Origin of the sequence: Terribium retamae (assembly GCF_022347545.1) — a bacterium.
In the GTDB taxonomy this organism is placed as follows: domain Bacteria; phylum Pseudomonadota; class Alphaproteobacteria; order Rhizobiales; family Rhizobiaceae; genus Mesorhizobium; species Mesorhizobium retamae.
Genome location: NZ_JAKREW010000064.1, coordinates 1 through 18,758 on the forward strand (window position 1 = coordinate 1; position 18,758 = coordinate 18,758).

The 18,758-nt window shown below is 61.1% G+C and carries 12 protein-coding genes and 1 pseudogene; 3 read left to right on the forward strand and 10 right to left on the reverse strand.

What is annotated here, in order from left to right:
- The 4 genes and pseudogenes from L4923_RS28565 to rpsL all read right to left on the reverse strand — a co-directional run.
- Window positions 1–77: pseudogene (locus L4923_RS28565) on the reverse strand (GTP-binding protein); the annotation flags it as partial.
- Window positions 78–138: 61 nt separating this feature from the next.
- Window positions 139–2,229 (reverse strand): elongation factor G, encoded by a 2,091-nt coding sequence (fusA, locus tag L4923_RS28570; RefSeq protein WP_239370494.1) that lies wholly within the window; start codon window positions 2,227–2,229, stop codon window positions 139–141.
- 29 nt (window positions 2,230–2,258) lie between these two features.
- Window positions 2,259–2,729, reverse strand: a complete 471-nt coding sequence (rpsG, locus tag L4923_RS28575) for a 30S ribosomal protein S7 (RefSeq protein ID WP_239370495.1) — start codon at window positions 2,727–2,729, stop codon at window positions 2,259–2,261.
- A 63-nt stretch (window positions 2,730–2,792) separates the two neighbouring features.
- Window positions 2,793–3,164 (reverse strand): 30S ribosomal protein S12, encoded by a 372-nt coding sequence (gene rpsL, locus L4923_RS28580; protein ID WP_024927095.1) that lies wholly within the window; start codon window positions 3,162–3,164, stop codon window positions 2,793–2,795.
- 463 nt (window positions 3,165–3,627) lie between these two features.
- Between rpsL and L4923_RS28585 the strand changes: the two genes are divergently transcribed.
- Complete coding sequence (locus L4923_RS28585) at window positions 3,628–3,924, forward strand: transcriptional regulator (protein ID WP_239370496.1); 297 nt, start codon at window positions 3,628–3,630, stop codon at window positions 3,922–3,924.
- 89 nt (window positions 3,925–4,013) lie between these two features.
- Window positions 4,014–4,940: a Gfo/Idh/MocA family protein gene (locus tag L4923_RS28590; protein WP_239370497.1), complete on the forward strand. Its 927-nt coding sequence runs from the start codon at window positions 4,014–4,016 to the stop codon at window positions 4,938–4,940.
- 99 nt (window positions 4,941–5,039) lie between these two features.
- On the opposite strand, the gene L4923_RS28595 is transcribed toward L4923_RS28590, so the two are convergent.
- The 3 genes from L4923_RS28595 to L4923_RS28605 all read right to left on the reverse strand — a co-directional run bounded on the left by L4923_RS28595 (window position 5,040) and on the right by L4923_RS28605 (window position 8,060).
- The gene (locus tag L4923_RS28595; protein WP_239370498.1) at window positions 5,040–6,458 is read right to left on the reverse strand and encodes an APC family permease; all 1,419 of its coding nucleotides are present in this window, start codon (window positions 6,456–6,458) and stop codon (window positions 5,040–5,042) included.
- A gap of 224 nt (window positions 6,459–6,682) precedes the next feature.
- Window positions 6,683–7,222, reverse strand: coding sequence for a methylated-DNA--[protein]-cysteine S-methyltransferase (locus L4923_RS28600; protein WP_239370499.1), 540 nt, complete (start codon window positions 7,220–7,222; stop codon window positions 6,683–6,685).
- Between the two features lie 94 nt (window positions 7,223–7,316).
- A complete protein-coding gene (locus L4923_RS28605; RefSeq protein WP_239370500.1) occupies window positions 7,317–8,060 on the reverse strand; it encodes a 2OG-Fe(II) oxygenase in 744 nt (247 codons plus the stop codon).
- 295 nt (window positions 8,061–8,355) lie between these two features.
- Here L4923_RS28605 and L4923_RS28610 point away from each other — a divergent pair, with 295 nt between their 5' ends.
- Window positions 8,356–9,405: a glycosyltransferase family 2 protein gene (locus L4923_RS28610; protein WP_239370504.1), complete on the forward strand. Its 1,050-nt coding sequence runs from the start codon at window positions 8,356–8,358 to the stop codon at window positions 9,403–9,405.
- Between the two features lie 8 nt (window positions 9,406–9,413).
- Here the strand turns inward: L4923_RS28610 and L4923_RS28615 are convergent, their stop codons facing one another.
- The 3 genes from L4923_RS28615 to rpoB form a co-directional block, all read right to left on the reverse strand.
- Window positions 9,414–9,890 (reverse strand): hypothetical protein, encoded by a 477-nt coding sequence (locus L4923_RS28615; protein ID WP_239370501.1) that lies wholly within the window; start codon window positions 9,888–9,890, stop codon window positions 9,414–9,416.
- 137 nt (window positions 9,891–10,027) lie between these two features.
- A complete protein-coding gene (rpoC, locus tag L4923_RS28620) occupies window positions 10,028–14,224 on the reverse strand; it encodes a DNA-directed RNA polymerase subunit beta' (protein ID WP_239370502.1) in 4,197 nt (1,398 codons plus the stop codon).
- Between the two features lie 127 nt (window positions 14,225–14,351).
- Entirely contained in the window at window positions 14,352–18,488 is a 4,137-nt protein-coding gene (rpoB, locus tag L4923_RS28625) for a DNA-directed RNA polymerase subunit beta (RefSeq protein WP_239370503.1), read from the reverse strand.
- Window positions 18,489–18,758 lie beyond the last annotated feature (270 nt).

Consider the following 18,758-nt stretch of genomic DNA (forward strand, 5'->3'; position numbering starts at 1 on the left):
GTCTTGCCATGGTCAACGTGACCAATCGTGCCAATGTTCACATGAGGCTTCGTACGCTCGAATTTACCTTTTGCCATGTGAGGTCTCCATTTCCTGCATGCCCGAAGGCGTTAAACCTGGTTACGCAATTCCGCGGAATTACGCGTATTTCTTCTGAACTTCCTGAGCGACTGCGGTCGGAACCGGCTCGTAGTGGTCGAACTGCATCGTGTACTGGGCGCGGCCCTGCGACATCGAACGCAGCGAGTCGACGTACTTGAACATGTTCGCCAGCGGCACCATCGCGTTGACGACGACGGCGATACCGCGGGTCTCCTGACCCTGGATCTGGCCACGGCGGCTGTTCAAATCGCCGATGACGTTGCCGACATAGTCTTCAGGCGTGACAACCTCGACCTTCATGATCGGCTCGAGCAGCTGGACGCCGAGCTTCGGAGCAGCTTCCTTGAAGGCAGCGCGAGAAGCGATTTCGAAGGCCAGAACCGAAGAGTCGACGTCGTGGAAGGCGCCATCGATGAGCGTCGCCTTTACGCCGATCATCGGGAAGCCAGCGAACGGACCGGACGACATGACCGAACCGATGCCCTTCTCGACACCCGGGATGTATTCCTTCGGAACCGAACCGCCGACGATCTTGGACTCGAACACGTAGTCCTCGCCTTCCGGATTCGGCTCGAACACCAGCTTGACGCGGGCGAACTGGCCGGTACCGCCGGTCTGCTTCTTGTGGGTGTAGTCCTGTTCGTGGGTGCGGGTGATCGTCTCGCGATAGGCAACCTGCGGGGCGCCGACATTCGCCTCGACCTTGAACTCGCGACGCATGCGGTCGACGATGATGTCAAGGTGGAGTTCGCCCATGCCGGCGATGATGGTCTGACCCGATTCCTCGTCGGTCTTGACGCGGAAGGACGGATCTTCGGCAGCCAGGCGATGCAGCGCGAGGCCCATCTTTTCCTGGTCGCCCTTGGTCTTCGGCTCGATCGCGATCTGGATGACCGGATCCGGGAATTCCATGCGCTCCAGGATAACCGGATGCAGCGGATCGCACAGCGTGTCGCCGGTGGTGGTTTCCTTCAGGCCGGCCAGAGCGACGATGTCGCCAGCGTAGGCCTCTTCAATGTCGGCGCGCGAGTTGGCGTGCATCTGCAGCATGCGGCCGATGCGCTCCTTCTTGCCCTTCACGGTGTTGTCGAGCGACGCACCCTTGGTGAGCTTGCCCGAATAGATGCGAGCGAAGGTGAGCGAGCCGACGAACGGATCGTTCATGATCTTGAAAGCGAGCATCGACAGCGGCTCGTTGTCGTCCGCATGACGCTCGATCTCAGCATCGGTCTTGGCGTCAACGCCCTTGATGGCCGGCACGTCGATCGGCGACGGCAGATATTCGACAACGGCGTCGAGCAGCGGCTGCACACCCTTGTTCTTGAAGGCCGAGCCGCAGAACATCGGGAAGAACTTCACAGCGATCGTGCCCTTGCGGATCAGCGCGCGCAGCTGGTCATTCGACGGCAGGTTACCTTCGAGATAGGCGTTCATCGCGTCGTCGTCCATTTCGACGGCGGCTTCGATGAGCTTCTCGCGGAATTCCTCAGCCTTGGCCTTGAGGTCAGCCGGGATCTCGACGACATCCCAGGCAGCGCCCAGGGATTCATCGCGCCAGACCAGCGCGTTCATCTCGATCAGGTCGACGACGCCCTTGAACTCGGATTCGGCGCCGATCGGCAGCTGCATGACGACAGCCTGGGCGCCGAGGCGCGAACCGATCATTTCCACCGAGCGGTAGAAGTCGGCGCCGATCTTGTCCATCTTGTTGCAGAAGATCATGCGCGGAACGCGGTACTTGTCGGCCTGGCGCCAGACAGTCTCGGTCTGCGGCTCGACACCGGCGTTGGCATCGAGCAGCGCGATGGCGCCGTCGAGCACGCGCAGCGAACGCTCGACCTCAATGGTGAAGTCGACGTGGCCGGGGGTGTCGATGATGTTGAAGCGGCGCATCTTGCCATCACGACCCTTCCAGAAGGTCGTGGTCGCAGCGGACGTGATGGTGATGCCGCGTTCCTGCTCCTGCTCCATCCAGTCCATGGTGGCAGCGCCATCGTGGACTTCGCCGATCTTGTGCGACTTGCCCGTGTAATACAGGACGCGCTCAGTCGTCGTCGTCTTGCCGGCGTCGATGTGCGCCATGATACCGAAATTGCGGTAGTCTTCGATTTTATATTCGCGGGCCATGGGAGGTGCCTCTCAAGTCTCGTTCGCGCTTACCAGCGGTAGTGCGCGAAAGCGCGGTTGGCTTCCGCCATCTTGTGGGTGTCTTCACGCTTCTTCACGGCGGTGCCGCGGTTGTTGGCCGCGTCCATCAATTCGCCGGAGAGGCGGTCGACCATGGTGGTCTCGTTGCGGTTGCGCGCAGCGCTGATCAGCCAACGGATGGCGAGCGCCTGACGACGCTCCGGACGAACATCGACCGGAACCTGGTAGGTCGCACCACCGACGCGACGCGAACGTACTTCGACGTGCGGAGCGACATTGTCGAGCGCCTGATGGAACACGGCGACCGGCTCCTGCTTGGTCTTCGACTGGACCTGATCGAGCGCGCCATAGACGATCGTCTCGGCAACCGACTTCTTGCCATCATACATGACGGCATTCATGAACTTGGTGATCACCAGATCGCCGAACTTCGGATCCGGATTGATCTCACGCTTATCTGCACTGTGACGACGGGACATGGCTCTTGTCTCTCAATCTCGCAGGCCCGACGCACAAATAAAAAGCGCCGAAGCCGGAAAACCTTACTTCGGACGCTTGGCGCCGTACTTCGAACGACGCTGCTTGCGGTTCTTGACGCCCTGGGTGTCGAGCACGCCACGAATGACGTGATAGCGCACACCCGGAAGGTCTTTCACGCGGCCGCCACGGATCATGACAACGGAGTGCTCCTGAAGGTTATGACCTTCACCCGGGATATAGCCGATCACTTCGAAACCGTTGGTCAGACGAATCTTGGCCACCTTGCGCAGAGCCGAGTTCGGCTTCTTCGGCGTGGTGGTATAGACGCGCGTGCAGACGCCCCGCTTCTGCGGGTTCTGCTGCATGGCCGGGACCTTGTTTCGCGTTGCCGGCACCTGGCGCGGCTTGCGGATCAGCTGGTTAACGGTAGGCATTAAACCTTCCTTCTAGTTCTCAATCTCGTGTCGCAAACCCGTTACGGGCCGTTTCAAGCGGCTTTCCATACGCAAATTCGGGCCGAAACCGCTCTCTCGCGGTCTTGCCCGAACAAAAAGCAGAGGAAGCGTTGCCGCTTCATGCGTGACGGAAATGTCATTCGCTCGTAAAACGAACCCTGTTTGAGGCAAACTCCAAGGCGCGACGCCTCGGAAAAGCTGACCTCACATCGGTTCAGACGTCGCGGCTTCTACTCGCAACATCGCGAACCGTCAAGCCCGCAGCCCCAGAAAATCAACCTTTGCCGAGGCGGGACAGCCATGCGCGAGACGCATGTAATATTCTTGCGTCTTTTTGCACGTGTGAAGAAGAAAGTGACCGGCCCGCGGCTGTTGCCTGGCCGGGCTTCGTGCAAAAAGAGGCAAAACGCGACATTCGCATGCATATGTAAAGGAATCAGTCTTGCAGGATCCGCACAACGACAATGACGAACCGCGTCCGGTCATTATCATCACTGGCCGGGTCTGGAAGAAGAAGAACGGCAAGCCTGAAGGCGTTCATGTCATGCTGATGGCGCACGACGATGATTCCGCGGTGCGCCGCGCACTGGAATCACTCGCAGCCGAAGGCTATGCGGAAGCCGAACTCGACCAGATCGGCGAGATGCAGGGTGAACCGGATGAAGAACCGCACCTGTCCGCTTATCAAGGCGCGCTGGAAGGCGAAGTCTCGATCGTCACCTTCGACGAACCTGTCTAGCCGACTGCGATGCGATCGAACCGAAACCGTTCGCTTACTCGCTTCCCGCTCTAAATATCTCCATCCCTACACAGAAGAAGGCACCCTTCATGCCTGAGCCCATTCGTATCGCCATCGTCGGCATCGGCAAGATCGCCCGCGACCAGCATCTGCCGGCACTTGCCAAGGACAAGGAATTCCGGCTCGTCGCGGCAGCAAGTCCGCATGGGACGGTAGACGGCATTCCGAATTTCCGGGACATCGAAACGCTCCTGCAAGCCGGGCCTGAGATCGAGGCGGTATCGCTGTGCATGCCACCGCAGTTCCGCCATGATGCGGCGCGGGCAGCGATCCTCGCAGGCAAACACGTTTTTCTGGAAAAGCCGCCCGGCGCGACGGTCAGCGAAGTCGAGCAGTTAAAGACGCTCGCTGCGGAAAAGGGCTTGTCGCTCTTCGCTTCATGGCACTCGCGCTATGCACCGGCAGTGGAAGCGGCGCGGGCCTTCCTTGCGGCGGCGCAGATCAAAACGGCCGGGATCAACTGGAAGGAAGACGTGCGCCGTTGGCATCCGAACCAGGCGTGGATATGGCAACCTGGCGGATTCGGTGTCTTCGATCCCGGTATCAATGCGCTGTCGATCGCGACCCATATCCTGCCGCCGATGTTCATTACCGCTGCAACTCTGGATTTCCCGGAAAATCGCGACGCGCCGATCGCTGCCCAAGTGAGCTTCCGCAGCGCGGATGGCATTCCGGTCGCCGTCGATTTCGACTGGCGCCAGACCGGACCGCAAAGCTGGGATATCCTGGCCGAGACGGACAAAGGTGCGATGGTTCTGTCGGGTGGCGGCACCAAGCTCACCGTCGACGGCAAGACGCTGCATGAAGGACCGGAAGCGGAGTATCCGATGCTCTATCGTCGTTTTGCCGAACTGGTGCGTGAGCGGAAATCCGACGTCGATCTCACCCCGCTGCAGCATGTGGCGGATGCCTTCATGCTGGGCAAGCGCAACGTCGTCGAAGCATTCTTCGACTAAGCCCGCCCCACCCGAACAGCGAAAACCGGCAGGCGATTCCACCTGCCGGTTTTTTACAATCTCCAGACCACCCCGATCGCTCCGCGGTCGGGCCCGTGATCAGTTGACGGGGCCCGGCATGCCCCCCTCGCCCACCGTCGGGGCTTCCGGCTTCACGCCGGTGGCACGGTTGATGAAAACGGTCACCACCCACAACACCACGCCGATCGCCAGAAGCACGCCGGCGATCTTGTATTGATCGGGATTGCGGCCGGTCCAAGGGCCCGTCAGGAAACCGCAGGCAATGGCGCCAATCACCGGCAGGATGGTGGGTGCGGTGAAATGATCGTGGTCGACCTTGTCCTTGCGCAGCACCAATACGGCGACATTGACGATGGTGAACACGCAAAGCAGCAGTAGTGCCGTCGTGCCACCAAGTTGCGGCACCGAGCCGACGAAAGTGATGAGGCCAAAGGCCAGCAATGTCGTGAATATGATGGCGATATAAGGTGTCTTGCGGCTTGCATGAACCTTGCCGAGCACCGGGGGCAGAACGTGCTCGCGGCTCATGCCGTAAACCAGGCGGCTCGCCATCAGCATGTTGATCAACGCCGAATTGGCAACTGCGAACATGGTGATGAACGCGAAGATCCAGATCGGGAAGGCCGGCGCACCGGTCGATACCACTTTGAGCAATGGCGCTTCGCCTTCGCCGAGTTGCGCCGGCTCGACGAGCGTGACAGCGGAAACCGAAACCAGCACATAGATCAAGCCGGTGATCAGCAAGCCGGCAAGCAGAATCTTCGGGAAGATCTTGGTCGGCTCCTTCGTCTCCTCGGCCATGTTCACCGAATCCTCGAAACCCACCATCGCGAAGAAGGCGAGCGTGGTGGCAGCGATCACGGGCCAGAATGCACTGACACCTTCAGGCGTGTGGAATTGGGTGACGCGCGAGACATCGCCCTGTCCCATGCCGATTGCCCACAGGCCGATCACAATGACGATGAGCAGACCGGTGAGTTCGACACAGGTAAGAACCACATTGAGTTTCACGCTCTCGCCGACGCCGCGGAAATTCACCGCCGCGACGATTGCCATGAAAGCCAGGCCGAGCAGGATCACACCCGTGCCACTTTCCAGGCCGAGGCCAAAGGCGGAAGAGAAGTTGACCGCGAAAGCGCGCGAAGCGGTCGAGGCGGAAGTGATGCCCGAGCACATCACCGCGAAGGCCACGATGAAGGTGACGAAGTGGATGCCGAACGCCTTGTGCGTGTAGAGGGCGGCGCCAGCGGCCCGAGGATACTTCGTGACCAGTTCCAGATAGCTGAAAGCAGTGATCACGGCGACAGTAAAGGCGACCAGGAATGGCAGCCACACCACGCCACCAACCTGCTTGGCGACCTGCCCTGTCAGGGCGTAGATGCCGGTACCCAGAATATCGCCGACAATGAACAACAGCAGCAGCCACGGCCCCATCACGCGATGGAGGCTGGGCTCCACCGCGTCTGTATTGCCTGATTTCAAGGTTGCATCGGTCATCGGTCCCTCCTCGCTGCGGCACCGCGACCATCAGGGCCGAGCAGAACGCAGCATCCTCGTTGCGCGCATGATCCGTCGGCGCTCCGATCACGGATCAAACTTCGGACCCACCCTTCATCCCCGGATTGAGTATGAAGCAGCGGCAAGGGATGTCAAACCGCCTCGCTCACCGCTGCACAGCCAGCCGAATGCGATGCGATACCGTCGCGCGGTGGGAGTTGGGCTCACTGATTGGCGTGGCGCGCCTCGTGATCGAGCAGCCAGCGCTTGCGCTGCAGCCCACCGCCATAGTTGGTGAGCGCACCATTGGCGCCGACCAGTCGATGGCACGGTACGACGATGGAAAGCGGGTTGGAGCCGTTTGCGTGGCCGACGGCGCGCGCGGCATTCGGCCTGCCGAGCCTTTCCGCAAAGACGCCATAGGCAAGCGTTTCGCCAGGCAGCACCTCCCGCAATGCCGTCCACATCTCGTTCTGGAACGACGTGCCGTCGAACCGGACGGGCAGGCTGCTAAGGATGTCGACCGTGCCGTCGAAATAGGCGGCGAAAGTTTCCCGTGCGCTGGATGAGATCGTTCCCGTCCGCAACCGGTAGCGGCCAGAAGCGAGCCGATGCTGTAGCCACCTTTCCATGCGGTGCTCGCAATCGGCGAACTCGACCATGAAAAGCGCGTCAGCTTCGTCCTCTATGACCACCAGCGGGCCGATCGGAGTGGCGACCGTCCCCGAGATCAACTCAACCTGTTTGCTGCTCCCACATGTCATGGATCCCTCGGGACTTCCGCGTCGATCGACAGCCTACCTGCTTTGCGTCTCTTTTCGTGTCAGGAGTGTCGCGAAGCTCACAGGAAAGACGGGGTCAACGTGCGTCGTGGAAGATGATGCCCACCGTGTGGCGATGGCCAGAGCGAATTCTGCTCACGCCATGACGCAGACTGACGCGATAGTTTCCCTTCGTGCCTTGCACCGGTCTGTTATGAACGGCAAAAGCGACAGCGTCCCCCTGTCGCAACGGCACGACCTCCGCGCGGCTCTGCATCCGCGGACGCTGTTCGGTCAGAACGAACTCGCCGCCGGTGAAATCGCGACCGGGTTCTGAAAGCAGCACCGCAACCTGGATCGGAAAAGCGAGATCACCGTAGAGGTCCTGGTGGAGGCAATTGAAGTCCCCCTCCCTATACTGGAGCAGAAGCGGCGTCGGCCGCGTCTGGCCCGCTTCATGGCAAAGCTCGAGATAGTCTCGGTGCGTCGCCGGATAGCGCTGGTCGTTCCCCATGCGCTCGCTCCAGGCGTTGGCGACAGTCGCCAGATGCGGATAGAGCGCGGTACGCAGACCGCCGATCAGATCCGGTAGCGGGTATTTGAAATAACGATACTCGCCTTTGCCGAAACCATGGCGGGCCATGATGATATGGCTGCGGAAATGTTCTTCATGAAGATAGAGTCCTGCAATGGACTCGCACTCTTCAGGCGAGATCAGCTTTTCGAGCACAGCGCAGCCATAGGCATCCAGATCGGTGCCGAGTCCGTCCCAGTCGTAGGCGGCCACGCGTTCCTCGGCGGCTTTGCTGGTCTGCTGACGGATGCGAACATTGGCATTCATGGCAACCTCCTTGAGCTGGAGCGCTCCACGCCGCCTGACGGCGCGAACGACTTGATCTCCAGAGGCTAAGCATCGTTGAAACCTGTCGCATTCCGTTTCTTGCGAAGCCTGTCCAAACGGCGGCGTCACCAAATGATCATGGAATGATCACATTGCTGAGGTTGCGGCATTGCCGGGATGGCCGTTAAGGTCGTCTCGCGCGCGGGCAGCCCCGCTTACAAAATGCTCTGGGCAACGGCGGAGGAACGTTCCCCCGCAACGAAAAACTGAAGTGGGCGGGTGGAACGAGGTACCGTTGCCGGATCCCGTGTCGATCATCATTTCCAACTACAACTATTCGCGTTTTCTCGATCGCAGCATCGGCAGTGTGCTGGCGCAGGACTATCCGCACGTTGAGGTAATCGTTGTGGACGACGCGTCAACCGATCAGTCGCCTGCGGTTATCAAGTCATATGGCCACAGAATCCAGCCACACATACGAACGCGCAATGGCGGACACGCCGCCGCCTTCAATACCGGTTTCGCCGTCAGCAATGGCGACATCGTATTCTTCCTCGATGCCGACGATTATCTCTACCCTGATGCGGTCTCATCTGTGGTCGAAGCATGGCGAGCTTCAACGGCCCAGTTGCAGTTCAGGCTGCATCTGGTCGATGAGCAGGAGCAAGTGAAGGATGTTTATCCTCCACCCGAGTGGCCTTTCGACACTGGCGATGTGACCCCGAAACTCCTCCAGCGCGGCCGCTACCAGACAACCGTCACCAGCGGGCTTGCCTTTTCCCGTTCGGCACTCGAGCCGATCATGCCGATACCGGAGGAAGAATTCCGCCAGGGTGCCGACGGTTATCTCGCCACCCTGGCGCCACTTCGCGGCCGGGTGCAAGCGCTCGAAAGCCCGCTGGGAGCCTACCGAATTCACGGGGCCAACCACTCGGTATTCGGAGGCAAACTCGCCAAGCGCGCGCGCTGGCGGGTCGAGCATGACCGTCATCGGCTGGACGCGCTTTCTGCGGAAACGAAATCCATCGGCCTCAAGCTCGAAGGCAATCCGGCACTCCGCGATCCGTTTCACTTGGAGGAACGCCTGGCCTCTCTTTGTTTCGACGAAGCCATGCATCCCATGCCGGACGATTCTCGTCTCTGGCTTGCGACAGCCGGGGCCGCGGCCAGTTTCGACATGCATTATTCATTGCGCAGACGTGCCATACAGGCAGCATGGTTCATGGCAGTCGGCCTGCTGCCGCAAAAACAGGCGAGAGCGGTGCTTTCCTGGAAACTGGTGGCAACATCGCGACCGAAGTTTCTCAACCGACTGTCGAAAACCATCAGACGCGCGATGGGTTAGGCTAGGCTTCAGCAATCTCCGCTGCGCAACGATTTAACCAGACGGGTGATGACAGGATCGAACGCTTTCGCCCGTGCTTTGTCGTATTCGAGGCGAAAATAAGCGACTGCACCGCCACAGACAGGGATGGCCCGTTCGTAATAGACACGATCGCCCTTCGAACCCGACCATACCGCCCATTTAGGTTTCCGGCGCACGTAGTCGACCGACCAGCCCGCAGTCTCCTCTTGGCCGATGCGCCATTTCACCTCTTGCGCAAAGCCGCCCTCGCTCGGATAGCTGCCCCAGACGGCGAGCTTGGCTTGTCCATCCACCGATTGCGACGTGCCCCCGTCGCCATTCGCGGATTCGACGATGGCCGAGAAATCCTCCGGCAGATCGATCCAATAATTGTAGCGGACATTGGCGTAGGGCGTCCGATCACCGGCAGGGACCTGAACAGTCGTTGCAAGGCTGAGTGGAATGGCAAACGCTATAAATTTCATAGCGATCTCGCAAGGAACCAAGTCCCGGTCCATAACCGATGCGGTGCACCAACACCATTTTTCAGTTCACCCAGTCATATCCTCAAAAAGAAAAAAGGGGCCGACGAAGGCCCCTTTTCTGTTCGTTTGTCGGCCGCTTACTGGGCGGCGCTGACCATGTCGGTCAGCATCGGCTCGGCCACTTCCACGCCGGACGTCTTGCGACGCTCGTCGAGGATGAGTTCGTCGCGATGCGTCGCAATGCGACGGATCTGGCTCATCTGGCCACCGGTACCGGCCGGGATCAGCCGGCCGACGATGACGTTTTCCTTCAGGCCCTGCAGCATGTCGGTCTTGCCGGCAACGGCAGCTTCCGTCAGCACGCGGGTCGTCTCCTGGAAGGAGGCGGCCGAGATGAAGGACGGCGTCTGCAACGAGGCCTTGGTGATGCCGAGCAGGACCGGCTGGCCGGCCGCCGGCTTCTTGCCTTCTTCGATCAGGCGTTCGTTGATCTCGTCCAGCTCGATCACGTCGACATGGTCGCCCGGGATGTAGGTCGAGTCGCCCTGCTCGGTGATCTCCACCTTCTGCAGCATCTGACGAACGATCACCTCGATGTGCTTGTCGTTGATCGACACGCCCTGCAACCGGTAGACTTCCTGGATTTCGTTGACGAGATAGGAAGCCAGAGCCTCCACGCCCTTGATCGCCAAGATGTCGTGCGGCGCCGGATTGCCGTCGAGGATGTAGTCGCCCTTCTCGATGACGTCGCCGTCCTGGAGGTGGAACGGCTTGCCCTTCGGGATCAGGTATTCGACCGGCTCCAGCGTCGAGTCATGCGGCTCGATGATGATGCGGCGCTTGTTCTTGTAGTCGCGACCGAAGCGGACCGTACCATCGATCTCGGCGATGATGGCGTGATCCTTCGGACGACGAGCCTCGAACAGTTCGGCCACGCGCGGCAGACCACCGGTGATGTCCTTGGTCTTGGCGCTTTCCATCGGGATACGAGCAAGCACGTCGCCCGGCTTGACCGAAGCACCCGGCTCGACCGAGAGGATTGCCTCGACCGAGAGCAGGAAGCGGGCATCGCCGCCCTTCGACAGCTTGCCGACCTTGCCCTTGGCATCCTGGACGACGATCGCCGGCTTGAGGTCCGAGCCGCGCGGCGTGGACCGCCAGTCGATGACCTCGCGCTTGGTGATGCCCGTAGACTCGTCGGCGGTTTCCTGAACGGAAATGCCGTCGACCAAGTCCTCGAACGCCACGCGACCCTCGATTTCGGTGAGGATCGGACGAGTGTACGGATCCCACTCGGCGATACGCTGGCCGCGCTTCACCTTGTCGCCGTCGTCCACATAGATGCGCGAACCGTAGGTGACGCGGTGCGTGGCGCGCTCCTTGCCGGTCTCGTCGAGGATCAGGATCGCCATGTTGCGGCCCATCACCACGAGATGACCGTCGGAATTGCGAACCACGGAGCGGTTACGGATCGACACCGTGCCTTCATAGGACGCCTCGAGATAGGAGGAGTCCACCACCTGAGCGGTACCGCCCATGTGGAAGGTACGCATGGTGAGCTGGGTGCCCGGCTCGCCGATCGACTGCGCGGCGATAACGCCGACAGCCTCGCCCTGGTTGACCGGGGTACCGCGCGCAAGATCGCGACCGTAGCAGACCGCGCAGACGCCGGTGCGAACCTCACAGGTCAGCGCCGAACGGATACGCACCGACTGCACGCCAGCCTTTTCGATGAGCTCGACGTCGCGCTCGTCCATCAGTCTGCCGGCCTTGACCAGCAGATCGCCGGTGACCGGATGGTTGATGTCGTCGAGCGCCGTACGGCCCAGAACACGCTGGCCGATGGAAGCGACGATCTGGCCCGCATCGACGATCGGCTGCATGGTGAGGCCCTTGTCGGTGCCGCAATCCACGGAGTTGACGATGCAGTCCTGCGCCACGTCGACCAGACGACGGGTCAGGTAACCCGAGTTCGCGGTCTTCAGAGCGGTGTCGGCCAGACCCTTACGGGCACCGTGCGTGGAGTTGAAATACTCCAGAACGGTGAGGCCTTCCTTGAAGTTCGAGATGATCGGCGTCTCGATGATTTCACCCGACGGCTTGGCCATCAGGCCGCGCATACCGGCGAGCTGGCGCATCTGGGTGGGCGAACCACGCGCACCCGAATGAGACATCATGTAGATCGAGTTCATCGGCTTCTGACGGCCATTCGGGTCGAACTCGACCGCCTTGATGCGGCCCATCATTTCGTCGGCGACCTTTTCCGAACACTTGGCCCAGGCGTCGACGACCTTGTTGTACTTCTCGCCCTGGGTGATCAGACCGTCATTGTACTGCTGCTCGTATTCCTTGGCCAAAGCCTCGGTTTCGGCAACCAGCTTCTCCTTGGTGTCCGGGATCAGCATGTCGTCCTTGCCGAACGAAATGCCGGCGCGGCACGCATGAGCGAAGCCGAGGGCCATGATACGATCGCAGAAGATGACCGTCTCTTTCTGACCGCAGTGGCGATAGACGGTGTCGATCATCTTGGAGATGTTCTTCTTGGTCATCTCCTGGTTGGCGGTCTCGAACGGCACGTTGACGTTCTTCGGCAGCAGTTCGCCGAGGATCATGCGGCCGGGCGTGGTGTCGTAAATCTTCGACACGACGTTGCCTTCCGCATCAACGGTCCGGAAACGGCCCTTGATCTTGGCGTGCAGGGTGACAGCCTTGGTTTCCAGCGCATGTTGCAATTCGCCCATGTCGGCGAACGCCATGCCCTCTCCCGGCTCGTTCTGGTTGACGATCGAGAGATAGTAGAGACCCAGAACCATGTCCTGCGACGGCACGATGATCGGCGCGCCGGAGGCCGGGTGCAGGATGTTGTTGGTCGACATCATCAGCACGCGGGCTTCGAGCTGCGCTTCCAGCGACAGCGGCACATGGACCGCCATCTGGTCGCCATCGAAGTCGGCGTTGAAGGCCGTGCAGACCAGCGGATGCAGCTGGATCGCCTTGCCTTCGATCAGGGTGGGCTCGAACGCCTGGATGCCGAGGCGGTGCAGCGTCGGAGCGCGGTTGAGCAGAACCGGATGCTCGCGGATGACCTCGTCCAGGATATCCCAGACTTCCGGACGCTCCTTCTCGACCAGCTTCTTCGCCTGCTTGACGGTCGAGGAGTAACCCTTGGCGTCGAGGCGGGCGTAGATGAAGGGCTTGAACAGCTCAAGCGCCATCTTCTTCGGCAGGCCGCACTGATGCAGCTTCAGTTCCGGACCGGTCACGATGACCGACCGACCGGAATAGTCGACACGCTTGCCGAGCAGGTTCTGGCGGAAGCGGCCCTGCTTGCCCTTGAGCATGTCGGACAGCGACTTCAGCGGACGCTTGTTGGCACCGGTGATAACGCGGCCACGACGGCCATTGTCGAACAGAGCGTCTACGGCTTCCTGCAGCATGCGCTTTTCATTGCGCACGATGATGCCGGGCGCGCGCAGCTCGATGAGGCGCTTCAGACGGTTGTTACGGTTGATGACGCGGCGATAGAGATCGTTCAGATCGGACGTCGCGAAGCGGCCGCCATCCAGCGGAACCAGCGGACGCAGGTCCGGCGGGATGACCGGGACGACCTTCATGATCATCCATTCCGGGCGATTGCCGGATTCCATGAAGTTCTCGACCACCTTGAGGCGCTTCAAGAGCTTCTTCTGCTTCAGCTCCGACGTCGTGGAAGCGAGTTCCGAACGCAGATCGCCGGCGATCTTCTCCAGTTCCATACCGGCCAGCAGGTCATGGATCGCCTCGGCGCCGATCATGGCGGTGAACGAGTCCTCGCCATATTCGTCGACGGCGATCATGTACTCTTCCTCGCTGAGCAGTTGATGCTCCTTCAGCGCGGTGAGGCCAGGCTCGGTAACGATGTAGTTTTCGAAGTAGAGGACGCGCTCGATATCCTTCAGCGTCATGTCGAGCAGCGTGCCGATACGCGACGGAAGCGACTTCAGGAACCAGATGTGCGCAACCGGAGCGGCGAGCTCGATGTGGCCCATGCGCTCGCGGCGAACACGCGACAGCGTGACTTCCACGCCGCACTTTTCGCAGATGACGCCCTTGTACTTCATGCGCTTGTACTTGCCGCACAGGCATTCGTAGTCCTTGATCGGACCGAAAATGCGCGCGCAGAACAGGCCGTCACGCTCGGGCTTGAACGTGCGGTAATTGATCGTCTCCGGCTTCTTGATCTCACCGAACGACCAGGACAGAATCTTGTCAGGCGACGCCAGCGAGATGCGAATGGAATCGAACACCTGCGCGGGCGCCTGCGGATTGAAGAGATTCATGACCTCTTGGTTCATGCCATTCTCCTTTTCGGGGTCCTCGAAAACCCCTTTGCATGTGACTGCGAGCCACCGCTCGCGAAACCCGGCTTGAGCCGGAAAATCTCAGGCGGGCGCGGCGTTTCCGCGCCCGCGATATGCCGTCTTACTCGGCCGCGTCGGGCAGGCTCTGCTGCCCGTTTTCGACCTTGGTGTTCTCGAGCTCGACGTTGAGGCCCAACGAGCGCATTTCCTTGACGAGAACGTTGAAGCTCTCAGGAATGCCCGCTTCGAAGGTATCGTCGCCACGGACGATCGCTTCGTAGACCTTGGTACGGCCAGCCACGTCATCCGACTTCACGGTCAGCATTTCCTGCAGCGTGTAGGCGGCGCCGTAAGCTTCCAGAGCCCAGACTTCCATTTCGCCGAAGCGCTGACCGCCGAACTGCGCCTTGCCGCCCAGCGGCTGCTGGGTAACGAGCGAGTACGGGCCGATCGAACGGGCATGGATCTTGTCGTCGACCAGGTGGTGAAGCTTGAGCATGTAGATGTAGCCCATGGTCACCTTGCGGTCGAACGGCTCACCCGTGCGGCCATCATACAACTGAGACTGACCGGAAGTGTGCAGGCCAGCCTGCTCCAGCATCTCGTTGATGTTGACCTCGTGCGCACCGTCGAACACCGGGGTCGCGATGGAGACGCCGCGCTTCATCTGCTCGCCGAGGCGAACGATGGACTCGTCGTCATACTCGCGGACCGGCTCGTTGCGGTCGTTGGCCGGGATGATCTGCTCGATCGTCTCGCGCAGCGGCTTGATGTCGCCACCGCCCTTATAGGCCTCGATCAGCTCGCCGATCTTCCTGCCCATGCCGGCGCAAGCCCAACCAAGGTGCGTCTCCAGGATCTGGCCGACGTTCATGCGCGAAGGCACGCCCAGCGGGTTGAGCACGATATCGGCATGCGTGCCGTCCTCGAGGAACGGCATGTCCTCGACCGGAACGATGCGCGAAACCACGCCCTTGTTGCCGTGACGGCCGGCCATCTTGTCGCCCGGCTGCATCTTGCGCTTCACAGCCACGAAGACCTTGACCATCTTCATGACGCCCGGAGGCATCTCGTCGCCGCGCTGCACCTTCTCGACCTTGTCCATGAAGCGCTGCTCGAGCGCCTTCTTGGAGTCGTCGTACTGGCCGCGCAGGGCTTCCAGTTCGCTCTGGAGCTTCTCGTTCTCCACGGCGAACTGCCACCACTGCGAACGCGGATAGTCGTCCAGCGTCTCCTTGGTCAGCGTCGAGCCCTTCTTGAAGCCCTTCGGCCCGGCGATAGCCTCCTTGCCGATGAGCACATCGGAAAGACGTGCGTAGACGTTGCGATCCAGAATCGCCTGTTCGTCGTCGCGGTCCTTGGCCAGGCGCTCGATCTCCTCGCGCTCGATCGCCATGGCGCGCTCATCCTTCTCAACGCCGTGGCGGTTGAAGACGCGCACTTCGACGACGGTGCCGAAGGTTCCGGGCGGCATGCGCATGGAGGTGTCACGAACGTCGGACGCCTTTTCACCGAAGATCGCCCGCAGAAGCTTCTCTTCCGGGGTCATCGGGCTTTCGCCCTTCGGCGTGATCTTGCCGACCAGGATGTCGCCCGGCTGCACTTCCGCACCGATGTAGACGATACCGGCTTCGTCGAGGTTCTTCAGCGCTTCTTCCGAGACGTTCGGAATGTCGCGGGTGATTTCCTCAGGCCCGAGCTTGGTATCGCGCGCCATGACCTCGAACTCCTCGATGTGGATCGAGGTGAAGACGTCATCGGCGACGATGCGTTCGGACAGGAGGATCGAGTCCTCGTAGTTGTAGCCGTTCCACGGCATGAACGCGACGAGCACGTTGCGGCCGAGCGCCAGATCGCCGAGATCGGTCGAAGGACCGTCAGCGATGATGTCGCCCTTCTCGATGCGGTCGCCCACCTTCACCAGCGGACGCTGGTTGATGCAGGTCGACTGGTTCGAGCGCTGGAACTTCATCAGCCGGTAGATGTCGACGCCGGACTTGCCCGGATCGAGATCTTCTGTAGCGCGGATAACGATACGGGTCGCGTCCACCTGGTCGACGATGCCGGTGCGGCGAGCCGCGATGGCAGCGCCGGAGTCACGAGCCACGATCGGCTCCATGCCGGTACCGACGAACGGAGCCTCGGCACGAACCAGCGGCACAGCCTGACGCTGCATGTTCGAACCCATCAGCGCGCGGTTGGCGTCGTCGTTCTCGAGGAACGGGATGAGCGCGGCGGCAACCGACACCATCTGCTTCGGCGACACGTCCATCAGGTCGACGTTTTCGCGCGGCGCCATCATCACCTCGCCGGCGTTACGGCAGATGACGAATTCGTCGACGAAACGGCCTTCCTTGTCGAGCTCGGCGTTGGCCTGCGCAACATAGTGCTTGGCCTCTTCCATGGCCGACAGATAGACGACCTCGTCGGTCAGCCTGCCGTCAACGATCTTTCGGTACGGGCTTTCGATGAAGCCGTACTTGTTGACGCGGGCAAAAGTGGCCAGCGAGTTGATCAGACCGATGTTCGGGCCTTCCGGCGTTTCGATCGGGCAGATACGGCCGTAATGCGTCGGGTGCACGTCGCGGACTTCGAAGCCGGCGCGCTCGCGGGTCAGACCGCCAGGTCCAAGCGCCGAGAGACGACGCTTGTGCGTGATCTCGGAGAGCGGGTTGGTCTGATCCATGAACTGCGACAGCTGCGAGGAACCGAAGAACTCGCGCACCGCGGCAGCCGCAGGCTTGGCGTTGATCAGGTCCTGCGGCATGACCGTGTCGATCTCGATCGAGGACATGCGTTCCTTGATCGCGCGCTCCATGCGCAGCAGGCCGACGCGGTACTGGTTCTCCATCAGTTCGCCGACCGAACGCACGCGGCGGTTGCCGAGATTGTCGATGTCGTCGATCTCACCCTTGCCGTCGCGCAGTTCGACCAGCGTCTTGACGACGGCGAGGATGTCGTCCTTGCGCAGAACGCGCACGGTGTCCTCGGCGTCGAGTTCCAGACGCATGTTCATCTTGACGCGGCCAACGGCCGACAGGTCGTAGCGCTCGCTGTCGAAGAACAGCGAGTTGAACATGGCTTCGGCCGTCTCGAGCGTCGGCGGCTCGCCCGGACGCATGACACGGTAGATGTCGAACAGCGCGTCCTGGCGGCTTTCGTTCTTGTCGGCGGCCAGGGTGTTGCGGATGTAGGCACCGACATTGACGTGATCGATGTCCAGGATCTGGATCTCGGTCTCGCCCGTACCGAGCAGAACCTTGAGGGTCTTGTCGTCGATCTCGTCGCCGGCCTCGAGGAAAATCTCGCCGGTTGCATAGTTGACGATGTCCTCGGCGAGGTAATTGCCGAGCAGGTCCTCGTCGGTCGCCTTGATCGCCTTCAGGCCCTTTTCGGCAAGCTGACGCGCCTGGCGGGCGGTTATCTTCTTGCCGGCCTCCACGACGATTTCGCCGGTGTCGGCGTCAACAAGATCGTTGACGGCCTTCAGGCCCTTGAAGCGGTCGACATTGAACGGGATACGCCAATGGTCGCCAGCGCGCTTATAGGTGATCTTGTTGTAGAAGGTCGACAGGATCTCTTCGCCGTCCATGCCCAGCGCCATCAGCAGCGAGGTCACCGGGATCTTGCGGCGGCGGTCGATGCGGGCGTGCACGACGTCCTTCGAGTCGAACTCGATGTCCAGCCACGAGCCGCGATAAGGGATGACACGGGCCGCGAACAGCAGCTTGCCCGACGAGTGCGACTTGCCCTTGTCGTGGTCGAAGAAGACGCCTGGGGAACGGTGCATCTGCGAGACGATGACGCGCTCGGTGCCGTTGACGATGAAGGTGCCGTTCATGGTCATGAGCGGCATGTCGCCCATGTAGACGTCCTGCTCCTTGATGTCCTTGATGGACTTCGAGCCGGTGTCCTCGTCGATATCGAACACGATGAGGCGCAGCGTCACCTTGAGCGGCGCAGCATAGGTCAGGTCGCGCTGACGGCACTCGTCAACGTCGAACTTCGGCGCTTCAAATTCATACTTCACGAACTCCAGCATCGAAGAGCCGGAGAAGTCAGAAATCGGGAACACCGACTTGAAAACGGCCTGCAGCCCTTCGTCCGGACGACCGCCTTCAGGCTCGTCCACCATCAGGAACTGATCATAAGATGCCTTCTGAACCTCGATCAGGTTCGGCATCTCCGCAACTTCCGGGATCTTTCCGAAGAACTTGCGTACGCGTCTGCGGCCATTGAAAGTCTGCGTCTGGGCCATCGTCGCTCCTTGGCTAGCTCTTGGGGCAGGCATTCGCCTCGACCTGCCTTGCAATTCTCGACCGCCTCCGCCTGGCGGTCCCTTCGGGTGCCCCTGCCTTGCGGCGCCGGGCCAGAACGGTTGAAAACCCGTTTCCTGAAAGCCGGATTTCGGCCCTCAGGAAAGAGGTTTCCACAACGTCCCTTTCAGGACCGGGGGGGGGGGGGGGGGGGCGGGGGGGGCGGCGGGGGGGGGGGGGGGGGGGGGGGAGGGCGCGCGCGCCGGGGGCGG